Origin of the sequence: Sulfitobacter delicatus, assembly GCF_900102535.1 — a bacterium.
Taxonomy (GTDB): domain Bacteria; phylum Pseudomonadota; class Alphaproteobacteria; order Rhodobacterales; family Rhodobacteraceae; genus Sulfitobacter; species Sulfitobacter delicatus.
The window spans coordinates 15,413-33,361 of record NZ_FNBP01000004.1; the positions used below are offsets into that span (position 1 = coordinate 15,413).

General features: G+C 61.3%; 14 protein-coding genes. 9 read left to right on the plus strand and 5 right to left on the minus strand.

The window, feature by feature from the left end; translation table 11 throughout:
- Window positions 1-180: 180 nt before the first annotated feature.
- Together purL and BLS57_RS08605 are read right to left on the minus strand one after the other, a co-directional pair.
- A complete protein-coding gene (gene purL / locus BLS57_RS08600) occupies window positions 181-2,340 on the minus strand; it encodes a phosphoribosylformylglycinamidine synthase subunit PurL (RefSeq protein WP_093741257.1) in 2,160 nt (719 codons plus the stop codon).
- Between the two features lie 275 nt (window positions 2,341-2,615).
- On the minus strand, window positions 2,616-3,527 hold the full coding sequence (locus BLS57_RS08605) for a LysR family transcriptional regulator (RefSeq protein WP_093741259.1): 912 nt from the start codon (window positions 3,525-3,527) through the stop codon (window positions 2,616-2,618).
- A gap of 168 nt (window positions 3,528-3,695) precedes the next feature.
- Between BLS57_RS08605 and BLS57_RS08610 the strand changes: the two genes are divergently transcribed.
- From BLS57_RS08610 to BLS57_RS08650, 9 genes are all read left to right on the plus strand, one after another.
- Complete coding sequence (locus tag BLS57_RS08610) at window positions 3,696-7,112, plus strand: indolepyruvate ferredoxin oxidoreductase family protein (protein WP_093741261.1); 3,417 nt, start codon at window positions 3,696-3,698, stop codon at window positions 7,110-7,112.
- Window positions 7,113-7,401: 289 nt separating this feature from the next.
- A complete protein-coding gene (locus BLS57_RS08615; RefSeq protein ID WP_093741263.1) occupies window positions 7,402-8,211 on the plus strand; it encodes a glutamate racemase in 810 nt (269 codons plus the stop codon).
- A 36-nt stretch (window positions 8,212-8,247) separates the two neighbouring features.
- A complete protein-coding gene (gene argC / locus BLS57_RS08620) occupies window positions 8,248-9,276 on the plus strand; it encodes an N-acetyl-gamma-glutamyl-phosphate reductase (RefSeq protein ID WP_093741265.1) in 1,029 nt (342 codons plus the stop codon).
- A gap of 7 nt (window positions 9,277-9,283) precedes the next feature.
- Complete coding sequence (gene ccmE / locus BLS57_RS08625) at window positions 9,284-9,727, plus strand: cytochrome c maturation protein CcmE (RefSeq protein ID WP_093741267.1); 444 nt, start codon at window positions 9,284-9,286, stop codon at window positions 9,725-9,727.
- 82 nt (window positions 9,728-9,809) lie between these two features.
- Window positions 9,810-10,421: a holin-associated N-acetylmuramidase gene (locus tag BLS57_RS08630; protein WP_093741269.1), complete on the plus strand. Its 612-nt coding sequence runs from the start codon at window positions 9,810-9,812 to the stop codon at window positions 10,419-10,421.
- The gene (locus BLS57_RS08635; RefSeq protein ID WP_093741271.1) at window positions 10,412-11,002 is read left to right on the plus strand and encodes a holin family protein; all 591 of its coding nucleotides are present in this window, start codon (window positions 10,412-10,414) and stop codon (window positions 11,000-11,002) included. The genes BLS57_RS08630 and BLS57_RS08635 overlap by 10 nt, the downstream gene beginning before the upstream one ends.
- Before the next feature lie 60 nt (window positions 11,003-11,062).
- Window positions 11,063-13,027: a heme lyase CcmF/NrfE family subunit gene (locus BLS57_RS08640; RefSeq protein WP_093741273.1), complete on the plus strand. Its 1,965-nt coding sequence runs from the start codon at window positions 11,063-11,065 to the stop codon at window positions 13,025-13,027.
- Complete coding sequence (locus BLS57_RS08645; protein WP_093741275.1) at window positions 13,024-13,476, plus strand: cytochrome c-type biogenesis protein; 453 nt, start codon at window positions 13,024-13,026, stop codon at window positions 13,474-13,476. The genes BLS57_RS08640 and BLS57_RS08645 overlap by 4 nt, the downstream gene beginning before the upstream one ends.
- Window positions 13,477-13,543: 67 nt before the next feature.
- Window positions 13,544-14,320: an enoyl-CoA hydratase-related protein gene (locus BLS57_RS08650; RefSeq protein ID WP_093741277.1), complete on the plus strand. Its 777-nt coding sequence runs from the start codon at window positions 13,544-13,546 to the stop codon at window positions 14,318-14,320.
- Window positions 14,321-14,323: 3 nt separating this feature from the next.
- Here BLS57_RS08650 and BLS57_RS08655 read toward each other — a convergent pair whose 3' ends face one another.
- The 3 genes from BLS57_RS08655 to gltX form a co-directional block, all read right to left on the minus strand.
- Window positions 14,324-14,623, minus strand: a complete 300-nt coding sequence (locus BLS57_RS08655) for a hypothetical protein (protein WP_093741279.1) — start codon at window positions 14,621-14,623, stop codon at window positions 14,324-14,326.
- 442 nt (window positions 14,624-15,065) lie between these two features.
- On the minus strand, window positions 15,066-16,361 hold the full coding sequence (locus BLS57_RS08665; RefSeq protein WP_093741283.1) for a citrate synthase: 1,296 nt from the start codon (window positions 16,359-16,361) through the stop codon (window positions 15,066-15,068).
- A 117-nt stretch (window positions 16,362-16,478) separates the two neighbouring features.
- On the minus strand, window positions 16,479-17,879 hold the full coding sequence (gene gltX, locus BLS57_RS08670) for a glutamate--tRNA ligase (RefSeq protein WP_093741285.1): 1,401 nt from the start codon (window positions 17,877-17,879) through the stop codon (window positions 16,479-16,481).
- Between the last annotated feature and the right edge of the window lie 70 nt (window positions 17,880-17,949).

The window sequence follows — 17,949 nt, forward strand, 5'->3', positions numbered from 1 at the left end:
CTCCAAAACCAGAAGGTTTCAAAGCCACCCTTGCTCGGTCCCTGCCTGTCACCCGCCTGTCGTCGGCGCAAGCGAAATAGCCGTATCCCCTGAAGGGGCCCCTCGGCGATTTAGCTTGCCCCGCCGCCCTGCACGCGACCGTTTGGTCCCAAGCAAGGGCGGCTCCGAAACCAGAGTTTCTTAGGCAAAGGTCTGCGCGAAGGTGCTGCGGTAGGTGGCGCGCAGGTCGGCGAGGAGGGCCGAGGCGCTGCCGAAGCTGATCTTTTCGCCGCCGAAGGCGCCGACTTGGGTGACCGGGACGCAGGCGTCTTTGCCAGCGGCGATCAGGGTCTCGGCGGCTTCGGCGGTGCAGGCCACGAGGTAACGGGCTTGGTCTTCGCCAAAGAGGGTAGCGGTGTCGTCGCTCTCAACCTCGACACCAATGCCGGCTGTTTCGGCCAGCTCGAAAGCGGCGAGTGCGAGGCCGCCGTCGCCGAGGTCAGTGCAGGCAGAGATATGCGCGGCTCGGGCGCGGATGAACTCACCGTGGCGACGCTCTTTGTCCAGATCGACCTGCGGCGCGTCGCCCTCGCGGCGGGCGAAGGCCTCGGCCAGCAGTGCGGATTGGCCGAGGTGGCTGCCCGCATCGCCGACCAGCAGGGCGACATGGCCTTCGCGCAGGCGGTTGTGGATGATGCCGTCGACATGGTCGATCAGGCCCACAGCACCGATTGTGGGCGTGGGCAGGATGCCTTTGCCGTCGGTTTCGTTATAGAGCGACACGTTGCCCGACACGATTGGCATGTCGAGCGCGCCGACGGCTTCGCCGATGCCTTTGATCGCACCGACCAACTGGCCCATGATCTCGGGCTTTTCGGGGTTGCCGAAGTTCAGGTTGTCGGTTGTAGCCAAGGGTTTGGCGCCCACGGCGCAGAGGTTGCGGTAGGCTTCGGCCACGGCTTGCTTGCCGCCCTCTACGGGGTTTGCTTTGACATAGCGCGGGGTCACGTCGGAGGTGAAGGCCAGCGCCTTATCGGTACCATGCACCCGCACGATGCCCGCACCAAGGCCGGGCAGGCGGACGGTGTCGCCCATGACCATGGTGTCATATTGCTCATAGACCCAGGCTTTGGAGCTGTGGTTCACGGAGCCTATGAGGGCGCGCAGGCCGTCGATGGGGTCGATGGTAGGCGCGTCGGCGAGCGGCGTGGCGGCGGGGGTTTCTACCCAGGGGCGGTCGTATTCCGGGGCTGTGGAGGCCAGTTTCGACAGGGGCAGGTCTGCTTTGACTTCGCCGTTGAGGCAGATCAGGAAGCGGTCTTCGGGGAGGGTTTCGCCGACGATGGCGAAATCGAGGTCCCATTTGTCGAAGACGGCCTTGGCTTCGGCCTCAAGCTCGGGGCGCAGAACCATGAGCATGCGCTCTTGGCTTTCGCTGAGCATCATTTCATAGGCGGTCATGTGGGGTTCGCGCGTCGGGACTTTCTCAAGGTCGAGACGCACGCCGAGGCCGCCTTTGTCGCCCATCTCAACGGCTGAGCAGGTCAGGCCCGCAGCGCCCATGTCTTGGATCGAGATCACGGCACCGGTGGCCATCAACTCCAGCGTGGCTTCCATCAGGCGTTTTTCGGTGAAGGGGTCGCCGACCTGCACGGTGGGGCGTTTCTCTTCGATGGTGTCATCGAATTCGGCACTGGCCATGGTTGCGCCGCCGACACCGTCGCGGCCTGTTTTGGCGCCGAGGTAGACCACGGGCATGCCGACACCGGAGGCGGCGGAGTAGAAGATTTTGTCTGCATCCGCGAGGCCCGCCGCGAAGGCGTTAACCAAGCAGTTGCCGTCATAGGCCGCATCAAAACGCACTTCGCCGCCGACAGTCGGCACGCCGAAACAGTTGCCATAGCCGCCGACGCCTTCGACGACGCCGTGCACAAGCTGGCGCGTTTTGGGGTGTTCGGGGCGGCCAAAGCTGAGCGCGTTCATTGCAGCGATCGGGCGCGCGCCCATGGTGAAGACGTCGCGCAGGATGCCGCCCACGCCGGTCGCAGCCCCTTGATAGGGCTCGATGTAGGAAGGGTGGTTGTGGCTTTCCATCTTAAAGACCAGCGCTTGGCCGTCGCCGATGTCGACCACGCCTGCGTTTTCGCCGGGGCCGCAGATCACTTGGGGGCCGTCCGTTGGCAGGGTGCGCAGCCATTTTTTGGACGACTTATAGGAGCAGTGCTCGTTCCACATGGCCGAGAAAATGCCCATCTCGGTGTAGTTCGGCTCGCGCCCGAGGATGTTGACGACCTCTGCGTATTCCTCGGGCGTGAACCCGTGGCTGGCGATGAGGTCAGGCGTGATGGCTGGATCTTGCATGGAGTGTCCCCGGCTGGCGCGTTTGCGCCCTCATACAAGGGGGAGTGCCGGGGGGGAAGGGGGTTTCGCCTCCATCATGGGAAAGCCAGCGTTGTGCGAAAAAAAAGGCCGAGCTAAAAAGCTCGGCCAAGTCCAACAGGGAGGTATGAAGCGACGCGCCCTCGGGCTGTCAATCTTCATACCGATGAAATAGGAGGCAGGCCTGCCCGGATCAAGGCTATTTCGTTCAGTGGAACATCATGGCCGCTATGCGTTTGGCGCATGGCTGATTGGGCTTAGCTCTCGCGCCCTGTCAGTTCGCGCCACTGCTTGCGGTAGGTAATGATCTCTTCCTGCACGAAATCCTTGAAGGCTGCGACGCGTTTGGATTGGCGCAGCTCTTCGGGATAGGCGAGGTAGACCGGCACTTCGGCGGATTCCACGTCTGGCATGACATGCACCAAGTCGGGGAAGTCCTGAATCAGATAGTTGGGCAGCACACCGAGGCCGAGGTGGTGGACCACGCCTTGAAGGACGCCGAAGTAGTTGTTGACCGTAAGCAGAGACCGCAGGTCGTACATCATCAGTTCTTTGACGAGTTGCAGGCCCGCGCCGACCTGATCGCTGTCGGTGTTCTGGCAGATCAGACGGTGATCGGCCATATCCTCCATACGCTCGGGCGTGCCGTGTTTCTCGAGGTATTCAGGGCTTGCATAGATGCCCATTCGGACCGTCATCAGGCGTTTGCGGATCAAATCGGCCTGGCTTGGCTCTTTCATGCGGATCGCGACATCGGCCTCGCGCATGGGGAGGTCGAGCACGCGTTCTTCGAGCATCAGATCAACCTTGAGGTCGGGGTACTGCTCATAGAGTTTGGGCAGGCGGGGGGCGAGCCAGAGGGTGCCGAAGCCCGTGGTGGTGGTCACGCGCAACTCGCCAAAGACCTCTTCTTCGCTGTCGCGGATGCGCGCGGCGGCGGCGTCAAGGCGTTTGGCCATCGCCGAGGTCGCGTCGAACAGAAGTTCACCTTGTTCGGTCAGGATCAGCCCGCGCGCGTGGCGGTGGAAGAGGTTGGTGTTCAACTGCTCTTCCAGCCCGCGAATCTGGCGGCTTACGGCAGATTGCGACAGATTCAGCTTGTCGCCCGCGTGGGTCAACGACCCCGCGTCAGCAACCGCGTGAAAAATTCTCAATTTGTCCCAATCCATGGCGCGTACTTTCCTTGCCCAGCCTTTCTCCTACCTTAATAGCAGGGAGAAAACAGCACAAAGCTTCGCATCGTTCGATGCCGCAGCGGAAAACCTGCTATACAGGTCAGCATCTGTGACCTATATAGGGGCAAATGACGCAAGACTGACGTGCTAGGGAGGCCCGCCATGACAACGCAGAAGATTTCACTCAACGACCGTTTCGACCTTGAGAAGAGCCCGGTGCTGCTGAACGGCACGCAGGCGCTTGTTCGTCTGATGATGATGCAGTCCGCCCGCGATAAGGCGGCGGGGCTGAATACGGCGGGTTATGTCACCGGCTATCGGGGCAGTCCGCTGGGGGCGGTTGATCTGCAGATGCAGCGGGCGGAAAAGAAACTGGCCGAGCATAACGTGCGCTTTGAGCCGGGCTTGAACGAAGACCTCGCGGCGACCATGCTCTGGGGCAGCCAGCAGGCGGAACTGCGCGGCGAAGGCAAATACGACGGGGTGTACGGTCTGTGGTATGGCAAGGGGCCGGGCGTGGACCGCACCGGCGACGTGATGCGCCATGCCAATATGGCGGGCACCTCGCCCCATGGCGGTGTGCTGATGGCGATGGGCGATGACCATACCGGCGAATCCTCCACCGTATTGCACCAATCCGAATGGGCCATGGTGGATGCCTATATGCCGGTGGTGTCGCCTGCTGGTGTGCAAGAAATTCTCGACTACGGCATCTATGGCTGGGCGCTGAGCCGCTTTTCGGGCCTTTGGGTCGGCCTGAAGACGATGAAGGACACCGTGGAAGCGACCAGCGTCGTCAATGGCGATCCAAACCGGATGAAGCTGATCACGCCTGAGTTCGACATGCCCGATGGGGGCCTCAGCATCCGTCTGGGCGACACGCCGCACCTGCAAGAGGCGCGGATGATTGACTATAAGCGCTTCGCGGCGGAGGCATTCTCCCACGCCAACAAGATGGACAAGCGCATGTGGGGCAAGCGTGGGGCCAAGATCGGCTTTGCCGCGGCGGGCAAGAACTGGCTCGATCTGGTGCATGCGCTGAGCCTGCTGAACATTGATGAGAACGAGGCCGAACGGCTTGGGATCACGACCTATAAAATCGGTCAGACCTTCCCGCTCGACATGCAGGGCTTCCACGAATGGGCCGAAGGGCTCGATCTGGTGGTTGTGGTCGAAGAGAAGCGCAAGCTGATCGAAGTGCAGATCAAAGAGGCGCTCTTTAACGACACCCACCGCCGGGTCTACGGCTGGCACAAGGGTGGCGCGGGCATGGAGCATGGCGAAGAGCTGTTCCCGACCCGTGGCGCGCTCGACCCCATTCTGATTGCCGAGAAGATTGGCGGCATCCTACTAGAGGAAGGCCGCGAGACTGATGGTATCCGCGCCGGGCTGGAGGCGCTGAACGAAGCACGCCGGTCGGACAATGCCGAAGATATCGCGGCACGTCTGCCATATTACTGTGCGGGCTGCCCGCATAATTCTTCGACCAAAGTGCCCGAAGGCTCGCGCGCTTATGCGGGCATCGGCTGTCACTATATGGTGCAATGGATGGACCGCGAGACCACCGGCTTTACCCATATGGGCGGCGAGGGTGCGAACTGGATCGGCGAAGCGCCGTTTTCCAACACCAAGCACGTGTTCCAGAATCTTGGCGACGGCACCTATAACCACTCCGGCGTGCAGGCGATCCGGGCGGCCATCGCGGCGGGGACCAACATCACCTACAAGATCCTCTACAATGATGCGGTCGCCATGACCGGAGGCCAGCACAATGAGGGTGATCTGGATTCCTACCGCATCGTCGATGAGCTAAAGGCGATGGGCGTGAAGAACATCGCCGTGGTTTACGACGAGAAAGAAGACGTCGACCTCACCCGCTTCATGGGCGTCGAGGTGCATGAGCGGGCCGAGATGCCCAATGTGCAAAAGGCCTACCGCGAGCATGAGGGCGTCAGCGCGATTGTCTATATCCAGACCTGCGCCGCCGAAAAACGCCGCCGCCGCAAGCGCGGTCTGTTCCCGGACCCGGATAAGCGGGTTTTCATCAACGAAGACGTCTGCGAAGGCTGCGGCGATTGTGGTGTGCAATCGAACTGCGTGGCCGTGGTGCCGAACGAGACCGAACTGGGCCGCAAACGCGCGATTGACCAGTCGTCCTGCAACAAGGACTTCTCCTGCGTCAACGGCTTCTGCCCGTCCTTCCTGACGCTGGAAGGTGCCAAGGTGCGCAAGGACCCGACGACTGAGTTGAACATCCCCGACCTGCCGATGCCCGATCTGCCCACAATCAACGGCACCCATAACGTCGTGATCACTGGCGTCGGCGGCACCGGCGTGGTGACCATCGGCGCGCTGCTCGCCCAAGCGGCTCAGTTGGATGGCAAGGGTGCTGGCATGATGGAAATGGCTGGTCTGGCGCAAAAAGGCGGCGCGGTGCATATTCACTGCCGTCTGGCCGAGCGCCCCGAGGACATCAGCGCGATCCGTGTGGCCACGGGCGAGGCGCATGCGCTGATCGGCGGCGATCTGGTGGTCTCGGCTGGCCATAAAACGCTGGGCCTGACCCGCGCAGGCCGGACCGGGGCAGTGGTGAACTCGCATCAGATCATCACCGGGGATTTTACCCGCGATACGGAGTTCCAGATGCCCTACGACCGTCTGTCGCTGGCACTGGAAGCGCGTTTGAAAGACGATGTGGCGATGTTCGACGCCTCCGATCTGGCCAAGGCGGCTCTGGGCGATTCGATCTTCTCCAACATGATGATCTTTGGTGCGGCCTGGCAGCGGGGCTTGCTGCCGCTGACTTTGGAGAGCCTACACGAAGCGATCCGCATGAATGGCGCTGCGGTTGAACGCAACATGCGCGCCTTCGAGATTGGCCGTTGGGCGGTGCTTTACCCCGAGGACGCGCAGAAGGTGAGCCAGCCCAGCAAGGTGGTGGAATTGCCCAAGTCGCTGGACGAGAAGATTGCCTTCCGCGTCGACCATCTGACCGCTTATCAGGGCAAGGCGCTGGCTAAGCGTTACACCAAGATGCTGGACGGTATTGCGGACCGCGACGTCAAGGCGGCGGCGGCTTTGGGCTATCACAAGCTTCTGAGTTATAAGGACGAATACGAAGTCGCCCGTTTGCTCATCACCAGCCGTGACAAGGCCCGTGCCGAGTTCGACGGTGACTTCAAGATGACCTTCCACATGGCGCCGCCGCTCTTGTCCAAAATGGGGCCGAATGGCCGTCCGGAAAAGCGCGAGTTTGGCCAGTGGCTCGAAGGGCCGCTGCGTGTCATGGCGAAGTTCAAAGGCCTGCGCGGCACGCCGTTTGATCCCTTCGGCTATACCGCCGAGCGCAAGATGGAACGCGCGCTGATTACCCAGTATGAGGCCGACATGGCCGAGGTGCTGCCCAAGCTCACCGATCAGACCCGCGAGGCGATTGTCGCGCTGGCCGAACTGCCGCTGCAAATCCGTGGCTTTGGCCCGGTGAAACAGGGCAATGAAGCCAAAGCAGAAAAGCGCCGCGAGGAGCTGCTGGCGGTGATCCGCGCGGGCGGGACTTCTACGGCTAAGGCGGCGGAGTAAGCCTCGGCGCCATTGCGAAACAGCCCGGAATCAAGGCCGCAAGGCCGCCGGGCAGCGCCAGACCGTCCCCCGGTCTGGCGCTTTTGCGTTTGTCGGGGCGGCTTGCAAACTCTCACATGCGAGGCCAACAGAGATTGCTATCCCGCGAGGGCATAAGCGCCAGTCCCCGGTCCAGCACTGCCCGGCGCATCGCGACAACAAAACCCGCCCATGGATTTCCCTGCCAAAGCCTCTTATGAGTCTCTCAACGCCGGACACCTCCGGCCCCTAGCGCAGGTGACAACAGACCATGGCAGTTGGTATTTTCGATTCCGGTCTCGGCGGGCTGACCGTCTGGGCCAAGGTGCAAGAACGTCTTCCGGAGGTGGACTTTGTCTATCTCGCAGACAGCGCCCATGCGCCTTATGGCGTGCGCGATGCGGATGACATCTATGATCTGACCTGCGCCGCCGTGCAGCGCCTGTTCGACGCGGGCTGTGATCTGGTGATCCTTGCCTGCAACACGGCCTCGGCCGCCGCATTGCGCCGGATGCAAGAGGCTTGGGTCCCCGAGGGCAAACGGGTGCTCGGTGTCTTTGTGCCACTGATCGAAGCCATGACCGAACGGCAATGGGGCGACAACTCGCCGCCGCGCGAAGTGGCGGTGAACCATGTGGCGCTCTTTGCGACGCCTGCGACCGTCTCAAGCCGCGCCTTCCAGCGCGAGTTGTCGTTCCGGGCGATCGGCGTCGATGTCGAGGCGCAGGCCTGCGGCGGGGTGGTGGATGCCATTGAGGAAGGCGACATGATCCTCGCCGAAGCGCTGGTGCGCAGCCATGTCGATGCGCTGAAACGCAAGATGCCGCAGCCTGATGCGGCGATTTTGGGCTGCACCCATTATCCGCTGATGCAGGACGCCTTTCAGGCTGCACTCGGCGCGCAGGTGAAAGTTTTCTCTCAAGCCGAACTGGTGGCCGAGTCGCTCGCTGATTACCTTGAGCGGCGGCCCGAGATGCTCGGCAAGGGCGAGGCGGCTTTCCTCACCACTGGCGATCCGGCCCGCGTGAGCGACCGTGCGACGCAGTTCCTGCGACGACAGATCACATTCACCGCCGCCTGAACCTAGATTACATACCGTCCGAACAAGGGGCAAACCATGACCCAGAACATCGCCATTCTCGGCGCTTCCGGCTATACCGGGGCAGAACTCATCCGGCTGATTGCTGGCCATTCGTCGATGCAGATCAAGGCTTTGGGGGCGAACTCCAAAGCCGGTCAAAGCGTGGCCGACGTCTTTCCGCATCTGCGCCATTTGGACCTGCCAGAACTAGTCACGATCGACGAAATCGACTTTTCCCAGATCGATCTGTGCTTTTGCGCCCTGCCGCATAAGACCTCGCAGGAAGTGATCTCGGCACTGCCTAAAGACCTCAAGATCGTCGATCTCTCCGCAGACTTCCGCCTGCGCGATCCTGAAGCTTATGAGAAATGGTACGGCAACAAACATGCCGCCGTCGATATTCAGGAAGAGGCGGTCTACGGGCTGACCGAGTTCTACCGCAAAGAAATCGCTGCCGCGCGTCTGGTGGCGGGCACGGGCTGCAACGCGGCGACCGGGCAATTTGCCCTACGCCCGTTGATCGCAGCCGGGGTGATTGATCTTGATGACATCATTCTCGATCTCAAATGCGCCGTGTCGGGGGCAGGGCGCTCGCTGAAGGAAAACCTGCTGCACGCGGAGTTGAGCGAGGGCTATCACGCCTATGCGCTTGGCAGCACGCATCGGCATCTGGGTGAGTTCGATCAGGAGTTTTCGGCCCTTGCCGGGCGGCCTGTGCAGGTGCAGTTCACGCCGCATCTGGTGCCTGCCAACCGTGGCATCCTTGCGACCTGCTATGTCAAAGGTGACGCGCAAACCATTTATGATACACTGAAAAATGCGTATGCGGACGAGCCGTTCATCGAAGTGCTGCCCTTTGGCGAAGCGCCGAGCACGCGGCATGTGCGCGGCTCGAACTTCTGCCATATCGGCGTAGTGGCTGACCGCCAGACGGGCCGTGCCACGGTTGTGGTAGCGCTTGATAACCTGACCAAAGGCTCCAGCGGGCAAGCGTTGCAGAACGCCAACCTGATGCTGGGTCTGGACGAAACCGAGGGGCTTATGATGGCTCCGCTGTTCCCATGAGGGCGCTATGAAAAGCCTTAAGAAACAACGCCGCATCCAGATCATCGCCGTGGCGGTGGTGGCACTGGTGCTTTCTACCGCGCTGATCGGCTATGCCCTGCGCGATGGGATCAACTATTTCCGCGCGCCGAGCCAAGTCATCGCCGAACCGCCCGGACCTGCTGAAGTGTTCCGCATTGGCGGGCTGGTCGAGGAAGGCTCGCTCAAACGTGGGCAGGGCGAGGCGATTCGGTTTTCGGTGACGGATGGCGGGGCGTCGGTGCCCGTGGTCTTTACGGGTGTGCTGCCGGATCTGTTTGAGGAGAATCAGGGCATGGTGGGAACGGGCCGATATATAGATGGCGTCTTTGAAGCCTCTGAAATCCTTGCGAAACATGATGAGACTTACATGCCCAAGGAAGTCACCGACGCGCTGAAAGAGCAGGGCGTCTACCGCGAACCTGAAAGCTGAGCTGTCCCCACCGCGCGGCACTCTGAGACTGTGTTAACCAATCCGACCGAGCCTGTTCCAGCGCTGAACAGGAGCGGTCGAGATGCAGTCAGTCAGAGAAATTGCCAATGCCATCGTGGCCCGCGAGGGCGGCTTTGTGAACGATCCGGATGATCCGGGCGGGGCGACGAACTTTGGTGTCACGATCCACACGATGCGGCGTTTGGGACTGGACCTGACCGGAGACGGTCAAGTCGATATTTCTGACGTGCGCAGCCTGAGCCAAGCGCAGGCCGTGGACATATTTATCAAACATTACTTCGACGCGCCGCTGATTGCGGAACTGCCAGAACTGCTCCAGCCGAGCGTGTTCGATATGTATGTGAATGCTGGCAATAATGCGGTGAAGATATTGCAGCAGTTGCTGCGCGAGATGGGGCAAGACATCGCGGTTGACGGCGCCATTGGGCCGCAAACGATCCGCGCGGCCCATGCTGCGATGCGCGCCGCGCCTGATCATCTGGTTGACGCCTACGGCATCGCGCGTCGCAACTATTACTTCCGTCTTGCCGACCGCCGCCCCGCAAGCCGCAAATACGCGCGCAACCAAGCGGGGGGCAAAGGCGGTTGGATCCGCAGGGCCGAGGAGTTCATCTCGCCGCAGTATCACATGAGCAAAGCGGCTTTTGAGCAGAGGGTGGCAGCATGGGGTTGATTGAACGCATTTTTTCGACGGTATTTGGCGGAGACCGCAATCTGGTGCGCGAAACCGTCGAGGTATTTCGCGAGAATGCCGAGGCCGGTGCACAGCGCGCGCATGTGGTGCAGGGGCAAGCCATGGCACAATATGGCGCAGAGTTCGCGGTAGCGCGTCAGGGAGGCTTTGATCGATTCATGGACGGTGTGAACCGGCTGCCGCGCCCGATGTTGGCACTCGGTACGCTAGGTCTCTTTATCACGGCTATGGTCAATCCGCTGTGGTTTGCCGAACGGATGCAGGGCATCGCGCTGGTGCCGGAACCTCTTTGGTGGCTGTTGGGTGTCATCGTGTCCTTCTATTTCGGCGCACGACAACAGGCCAAGGCGCAAGAGTTCCAGCGTGCAATTGTCGGGACGATCACGCGGGTGCCGCAGGTGGTCAGCAATATCGAGACCCTGCGCAATCTGCGGGCCGATACACCGCAGGTGGCGGACACGGGCGAAGACAGTCGCTTGACCCTCGCCGCGCTTGAGCCTTCGAATAATCCAGCCCTCGAGGCATGGCGGCTAAGCCGTCGTCTGACTGCGACCGAATGACCGCACCCAAAGCTAAATTTCCCATGGCTTAGGGGCCGCGCGGCGCCTATAGTCCGGGCTATGATTACAGAGCTTGGACATTTCGCGCTGGTACTCGCCTTTGGCGTCGCACTGGTACAGATGGTGGTGCCGATGTGGGGCGCTTGGCGCGGTCGTGCCAGTTGGATGGCGGTGGCTGAACCTGCAGCGGGGGCGCAGTTTGCGCTGATTGCGCTGTCCTTTGGCGCGCTGATGTGGGCCTTTATCACTTCGGATTTCAGCCTCCGTCTGGTGGTGGCGAACAGCCATTCTGCCAAGCCAATGCTCTATAAGATCAGCGGCACATGGGGGAACCATGAGGGCTCGATGCTGCTCTGGGTGCTGATCGTGGCGCTTTTCGGGGCGATGGCAGCTTGGTTCGGCGGCAATTTGCCTCCAACACTGCGGGCGCGGGTGCTCTCGGTTCAGGCGGCGATTGGGGTGGCGTTTTTGGCGTTTATCCTTTTCACCTCGAACCCCTTTTTGCGGATGGGCACGCCACCTTTTGACGGGCAAGATCTGAACCCGCTGTTGCAAGACCCCGGTCTCGCATTCCACCCGCCGTTTCTCTATCTCGGCTATGTCGGCCTGAGCATGTCGTTTAGCTTTGCCGTAGCCGCGCTGATTGAGGGGCGTGTTGATGCGGCCTGGGGTCGCTGGGTGCGCCCTTGGACGCTGGCGGCTTGGATTTTCCTCACCATCGGCATCTCGCTCGGCTCTTGGTGGGCCTATTACGAACTTGGTTGGGGCGGTTTCTGGTTCTGGGATCCGGTGGAGAACGCCTCTTTCATGCCATGGCTATTGGCGGCGGCACTCCTGCACTCGGCCATCGTGGTGGAGAAGCGGGAGAGCCTGAAAAGCTGGACCATCCTGCTGGCGATCCTCGCCTTTGGCTTCTCGCTGATCGGGACATTTATCGTGCGCTCCGGGTTGCTGACTTCGGTCCATGCCTTTGCCAATGACCCCGAGCGTGGCGTGTTCATCCTCGCGATCCTTGGTTTCTTCACCGGCGGCGCACTGGTCCTCTATTCCATGCGGGCGTCCGTACTGGAGGCGAAGGGCGTCTTTGGCCTGATCAGCCGCGAGACGGCTTTGGTGGTGAACAACCTGTTGCTGGCCGTGGCCTGTTTCGTTGTCTTCGTTGGCACCATGTGGCCGCTGGTGGCCGAGATGTTCCTTGACCGGAAACTCAGCGTCGGGCCGCCATTCTTCAACGCCGCCTTCACCCCCTTTATGGTCGCGCTTGGGCTGATCTTGCCGATCGGCAGCGCGATGCCGTGGAAGCGGGCCAAGATCATGCGCGCGCTTTATCCGCTGCGTTATGCCTTCGTCTTGGCGCTGGCCCTTGGTGGGCTGGCCTTTGCTATGCAGACCGGGCGCGGGCTCTTGGGGCCGGTGGGCATGTTCCTCGGCGCTTGGCTGATCATGGGGACCGTGGTGGACCTAATGCAACGATTGGGCCGTGGGCCCGGCAAGCTGCGGCGGCTGCGTCGTCTGCCGCGGGCGGATTGGGGCAAGGCGACGGCCCATGGGGGCCTTGGTGTGACCATGGCCGGGATCGCGGGGCTGATGGCTTGGGCGGTGGATGACATCCGCGTAGCGCGCATTGATGAACCCTTTGACGTGGGCAGCTACACGCTCACGCTAAAGGACGTGCGTGAAGAGCGCGGGCCAAACTATCTGACAACCATGGCTGAGCTGACTTTGGCGCAGGATGGCGAAACACTCGCGACGCTCTACCCGGAAAAGCGTTTCTACCCGGTGGCGCAGATGCCCACGACCGAAGCCGCGATTGATTACAACCTCGCGCGGGACGTCTATGTGGTGATTGGTGATGCGCAGGACGGCGGCGGTTGGGCTGTGCGGACCTATATCAAACCGATGACCAACTGGATCTGGATCGGCTGCGCTCTGATGGCTCTGGGCGGCGTATTGAGCCTCACCGACCGCCGTTTCCGTGTCGCCGCAGGCGCGCGCAAACAGGCGCAAGGGGTGCCTGCGGAATGAAGCGTCTGTTGCTGATCCTGACCCTGCTGGCCAGCCCGCTATGGGCCGTGCAGCCAGATGAGGTGCTGGACGATCCGCTTTTGGAATCCCGCGCGCGCGAATTGAGCCAAGGGCTGCGCTGTCTGGTCTGCCGGAACGAAAGCATTGACGAAAGCAACGCAAGCCTTGCCCGCGATCTGCGCATTCTGCTGCGCGAGCGGTTGGTGGCCGGGGACAGTGACGAAGAGGCGGTGGACTTTATCGTCGACCGCTATGGCGAATATGTGCTGCTAAACCCGCGGGCCACCGGGGCGAACTGGCTGCTCTGGGGCGCAGGGCCTTTGATGCTGCTCCTCGCCGGGGGGCTGGGCGCGGTTTATCTGCGTGGCCGCGCGCGTGGCAAGGCCACCAATGAGGCGCCGTTGACGCCCGAAGAAGAAGCCCGCCTGCGCGATATTCTCGACAACTGACGCCCGGTTGTACTGGCAGCAGCAGACTGCTTTGTTATGCTGCCGCCAAGCAATTGAGGATACCGAGATGGACTATGAAACGATCACCTATGCGCTGACGGACGGTGTCGCGCTGATCACGCTCAATCGTGCCGACAAGATGAACGCGTTGACCGCCCAAATGCGGGCCGAGTTGACCCATGCGGTTACCGAAGGGGGGCGCGAAGGCCGCGTGGTGGTGCTGACCGGGGCCGGGCGTGCGTTCTGCTCGGGTCAGGATCTGGGGGATCGGGCAGGGGGTGCTGCCATTGATCTGGAGCAGACCCTGCGCGAAGAATACGCGCCACTGCTGCGCGCCATCGTGAATTGCCCGGTTCCGACCATCGCCTCGGTGAACGGCCCCGCGGCGGGCGCGGGGGCAAATATCGCGCTGGCGGCGGATGTCGTTTTTGCCAGCGAGAGCGCTTATTTCATGCAGGCTTTCACCCGCATCGGCCTGATCCCAGACGCGGGCGGCACCTATGCGCTGCCACGGCAGATGGGCATGGCCAAGGCAATGGGCGCGGCGCTTTTTGCGGACAAGATTACAGCGCGACAGGCGGATGACTGGGGGATGATCTGGCAAGCGGTGCCGGATGAAGAGTTCGATGCGCATTGGCGGGCCAAGGCAGCCCAGCTGGCCACAGGTCCGACTGCTGCCTATGCGGAAGCCAAAAAGGCAATCCGAGCGACTTGGGACAACGGGTTTGAAGATCAACTGGCATTGGAAGCCGAAGCGCAGGGGCGCTGCGGCAGATCCCATGACTTTGCTGAAGGGGTCACGGCCTTCACGCAGAAACGCGGGCCGAAGTTCGAGGGCCGCTAAGCCTTAACGGCTGCGCTCTACCAAGATCACGTCATCAACAGAGGGCGCCGGGCCACTGGCCCGCGCCACCACAGCCACGGCAACACCATCAGCCAGCACGGTGTGAACTGAGCCGGATACCCGCGCGATTGTAATCTCTGGGGGCGCTTGGCCCTTGTCATAGACCACAGCGATCTGGTCGCAGTCATGGAGGGTATCAGGCACCAAGGCCCCGTGGGGGGCGGGCGCGTTCTTCCCCGCGCCAGACATCAGACCCGTCGCGCGGTCCCAGCGGAGCCCCTTTGTCCGATCTAATACGGCCATCCTGCGTTCCTTGGTGTCGGGCTGCGCGATAGCGCAACGCTGTGGGTTCATCGGTTCTGGCGGGCCACCGGGTGATTGCGCACAGGGCTGCAACAATGGCCCCCCAGAATGGGGCGATAGAAATAGGCTAGCGGGGTTTTGTAAAACGGGTCAAGCGTCCAAAAAGCATTGTCCAGAGGTCCGAAACAATGCCGCAATTTGGCCTCATTTCGGGCTTCGGTGTTTCGAAAGCGGCAAACCGCTTGGAAACATTCGGCCATTCTCCGCCCAATTGCTCATGACAATGCATCTATCTCTGCCAAGCCGCGATTCGTCGGCGCAACCTGAGGCGGAGAGATTGTCCCGCATTCGTCAACAACTGGTGCGAATGGCCAAACAGAGCAGCCCTGAAACGCGAAACGCCCCGACTGGCGGGGCGTTTCCATCTTGCTATAAGGCCGCCTTAGCGGTTCTCGATGTCCACGTAATCGCGTGCATCTTCACCAAGGTACAGCTGACGTGGGCGGCCAATCTTAAGCTGCGGGTCGCTGATCTGCTCTTTCCACTGCGAAATCCAACCGACGGTCCGCGCCAGCGCAAAGATGGGTGTGAACATCGAGGTGGGGAAGCCCATCGCCTCGAGAATAATGCCGGAATAGAAGTCCACATTGGGGAAGAGCTTCTTCTCCGCGAAATACGGATCTTCGAGCGCTGCTTTCTCAAGCTCTTTAGCAACCTGCAGGATCGGGTTATTTTCGACGCCCAGCAGTTCCAGAACCTCGTCGGCGCTTTCCTTCATCACGGTCGCGCGCGGGTCGTGGTTTTTGTAAACGCGGTGGCCAAAGCCCATCAGGCGGAAGGGATCGTTCTTGTCCTTGGCGCGGGCAATGAACTCAGGAATGCGGTCCGGCGTGCCGATCTCTTTGAGCATTTCCAGACATGCTTGGTTCGCACCCCCATGCGCCGGACCCCAAAGGCAGGCGATGCCAGCAGCGATACAGGCGAATGGGTTCGCACCCGAAGAAGAGGCTAGACGCACGGTTGAGGTCGAGGCGTTCTGCTCGTGATCCGCATGCAGGGTAAAGATCCGGTCCATCGCACGGCTCAGGATCGGGTTAACCTCATATTCCTCGGCAGGAACGGCGAAACACATGCGCAGGAAGTTCGACGCATAGTCCAGATCGTTACGCGGATACACGAACGGCTGCCCAATGGTGTATTTGTAAGCCATCGCGGCAATCGTCGGCATCTTGGCGATCAGGCGGATTGAGGCGACCTCGCGCTGGTGCTCGTCCGTGATGTCGGTGCTGTCGTGATAGAAGGCCGACATCGCGCCGACCACGCCGACCATAACGGCCATCGGGTGCGCGTCGCGGCGGAAACCACGGAAGAAATACATCATCTGCTCGTGCAGCATGGTGTGGTTGGTCACCAGATGCTCGAAATCTTCGAGCGCTTTGGGGGCAGGGAGCTCACCGTAAAGCAGCAGATAGCAGACTTCGAGGTAGTGCGACTTGCTGGCAAGCTGTTCGATCGGATAGCCACGGTGCAGCAGAACGCCCTTGTCACCATCGATAAAGGTGATGGTGCTGTCGCAGGCCGCGGTCGAGGTGAACCCCGGATCATAGGTAAAGACGCCAGCCTGGGCATAGAGCTTGCGGATGTCGACCACGTCGGGGCCGTCGGTGGGGCTGTGGATCGGCAGATCGTAGCTTTCGCCATCGATCGCAAGCGTGGCTGTTTTATTGTTGTTGGTCATGAAGTCCCTTCCCGAATGTTGGCTGCGGGGTGCGCCCCGCCGTCTGGGCTAGGCCCCATAAAGGGGGCCGTCCCGGTCAGTTATATCGTGCCGGCTTGAGAAGTGGTTAACCAAAACTCACGCGGCGGCGTCTGTCAGTCGGGCAAGGGTTTCATCGCGCCCCAGCACCAACATCATGTCAAAAACCGATGGGGTGACTGCCCTGCCAGCGAGCGCCGCACGAAGCGGCCCTGCCAGCTTGCCGAACTTGGTGTCCTTCGCGGCTGCAAAGCCGTTCAGCACCTCCTCCAGCGTTTCCTTGTTCCAGCTAGCATTTTGCAAATGCGGCGTCAATTCCGACAGTATGCCACGGGATACCGTATCGAGGTTCTTGGCAGCCTTCTCATCCGGTTGGATCGGGCGGTCAACCAAGACAAATGATGCTTTTTCAAGGAGTTCCGGAAATGTCTTCGCGCGATCTTTAAGGCAATACATCGCCCGCTCCAGCCCATCGGCTTGGGCTTCCGTAAGGGCAGCTTTGCCAGCCGCGTCCAAATAGGCCTCAATCTCGCGCCGCAGCGCGGCATCATCGGCCTGAGCAATATGCTGACCGCATAGGTTTTCGAGCTTTTTTAGGTCAAACTGGGCGGGGCTTTTGCGAATGCCGCTCAGATCGAACCACTCTTTGGCCTGCGCGTCAGTAAAGAATTCGTCATCACCGTGGCTCCACCCGAGCCGCGCGAGGTAGTTCCGCATGCCGGCGGCGGGGAAACCCATGACCTGATATTCCTGCGCGCCAAGCGCGCCGTGACGTTTAGAAAGCTTTTTGCCATCCGCCCCGTGGATCAGCGGGATATGTGCCCAGACCGGCACCTCCCAGCCCATTGCCTCGTAAATCATCATCTGGCGGGCCGCGTTATTCAGATGATCATCGCCCCGCACGACATGGGTCACGCCCATGTCGTGATCATCCACCACCACGGCGAGCATATAGACCGGCGTGCCGTCCGAGCGCAGCAGGATCATATCATCGAGCTGGTCATTGCGGATCGTCACATTGCCCTGCACCTGATCGCGGATCACGGTTGTGCCTTCGAGCGGCGCTTTGATCCGGACCACATAGGGCGCATCGGGATGGCTGGCCGGATCAGCGTCGCGCCATGGCGAGCGATAAAGCGTACTGCGGCCCTCAGCCTTTGCGGCTTCGCGGAATGCTTCGATCTCTTCTTGTGTGGCGAAGCATTTGTATGCCTTGCCCGCTTCCAGCAACTCGCGCGCGACGGCGGCGTGGCGGGGGGCGTTCTCGAACTGGCTGACGATTTCTCCGTCGTGATCAAGACCGAGCCAAGCCATGCCTTTCAGAATCGCCTCGGTCGCTTCGGGGGTCGAACGGGCGCGGTCGGTGTCTTCGATACGCAGCAGAAACTTGCCGCCACGGCCCCGCGCATAGAGCCAGTTGAACAATGCGGTGCGCGCGCCGCCGATGTGCAGGAACCCGGTGGGCGAAGGGGCGAAACGGGTCACAACGGGGGCGTTCATGGCAAGGCCTTTCGGTCAGAAGTATGAATCGGGCAAGGCCGCGTTTACCATTTGATAACCACGGTGCCCC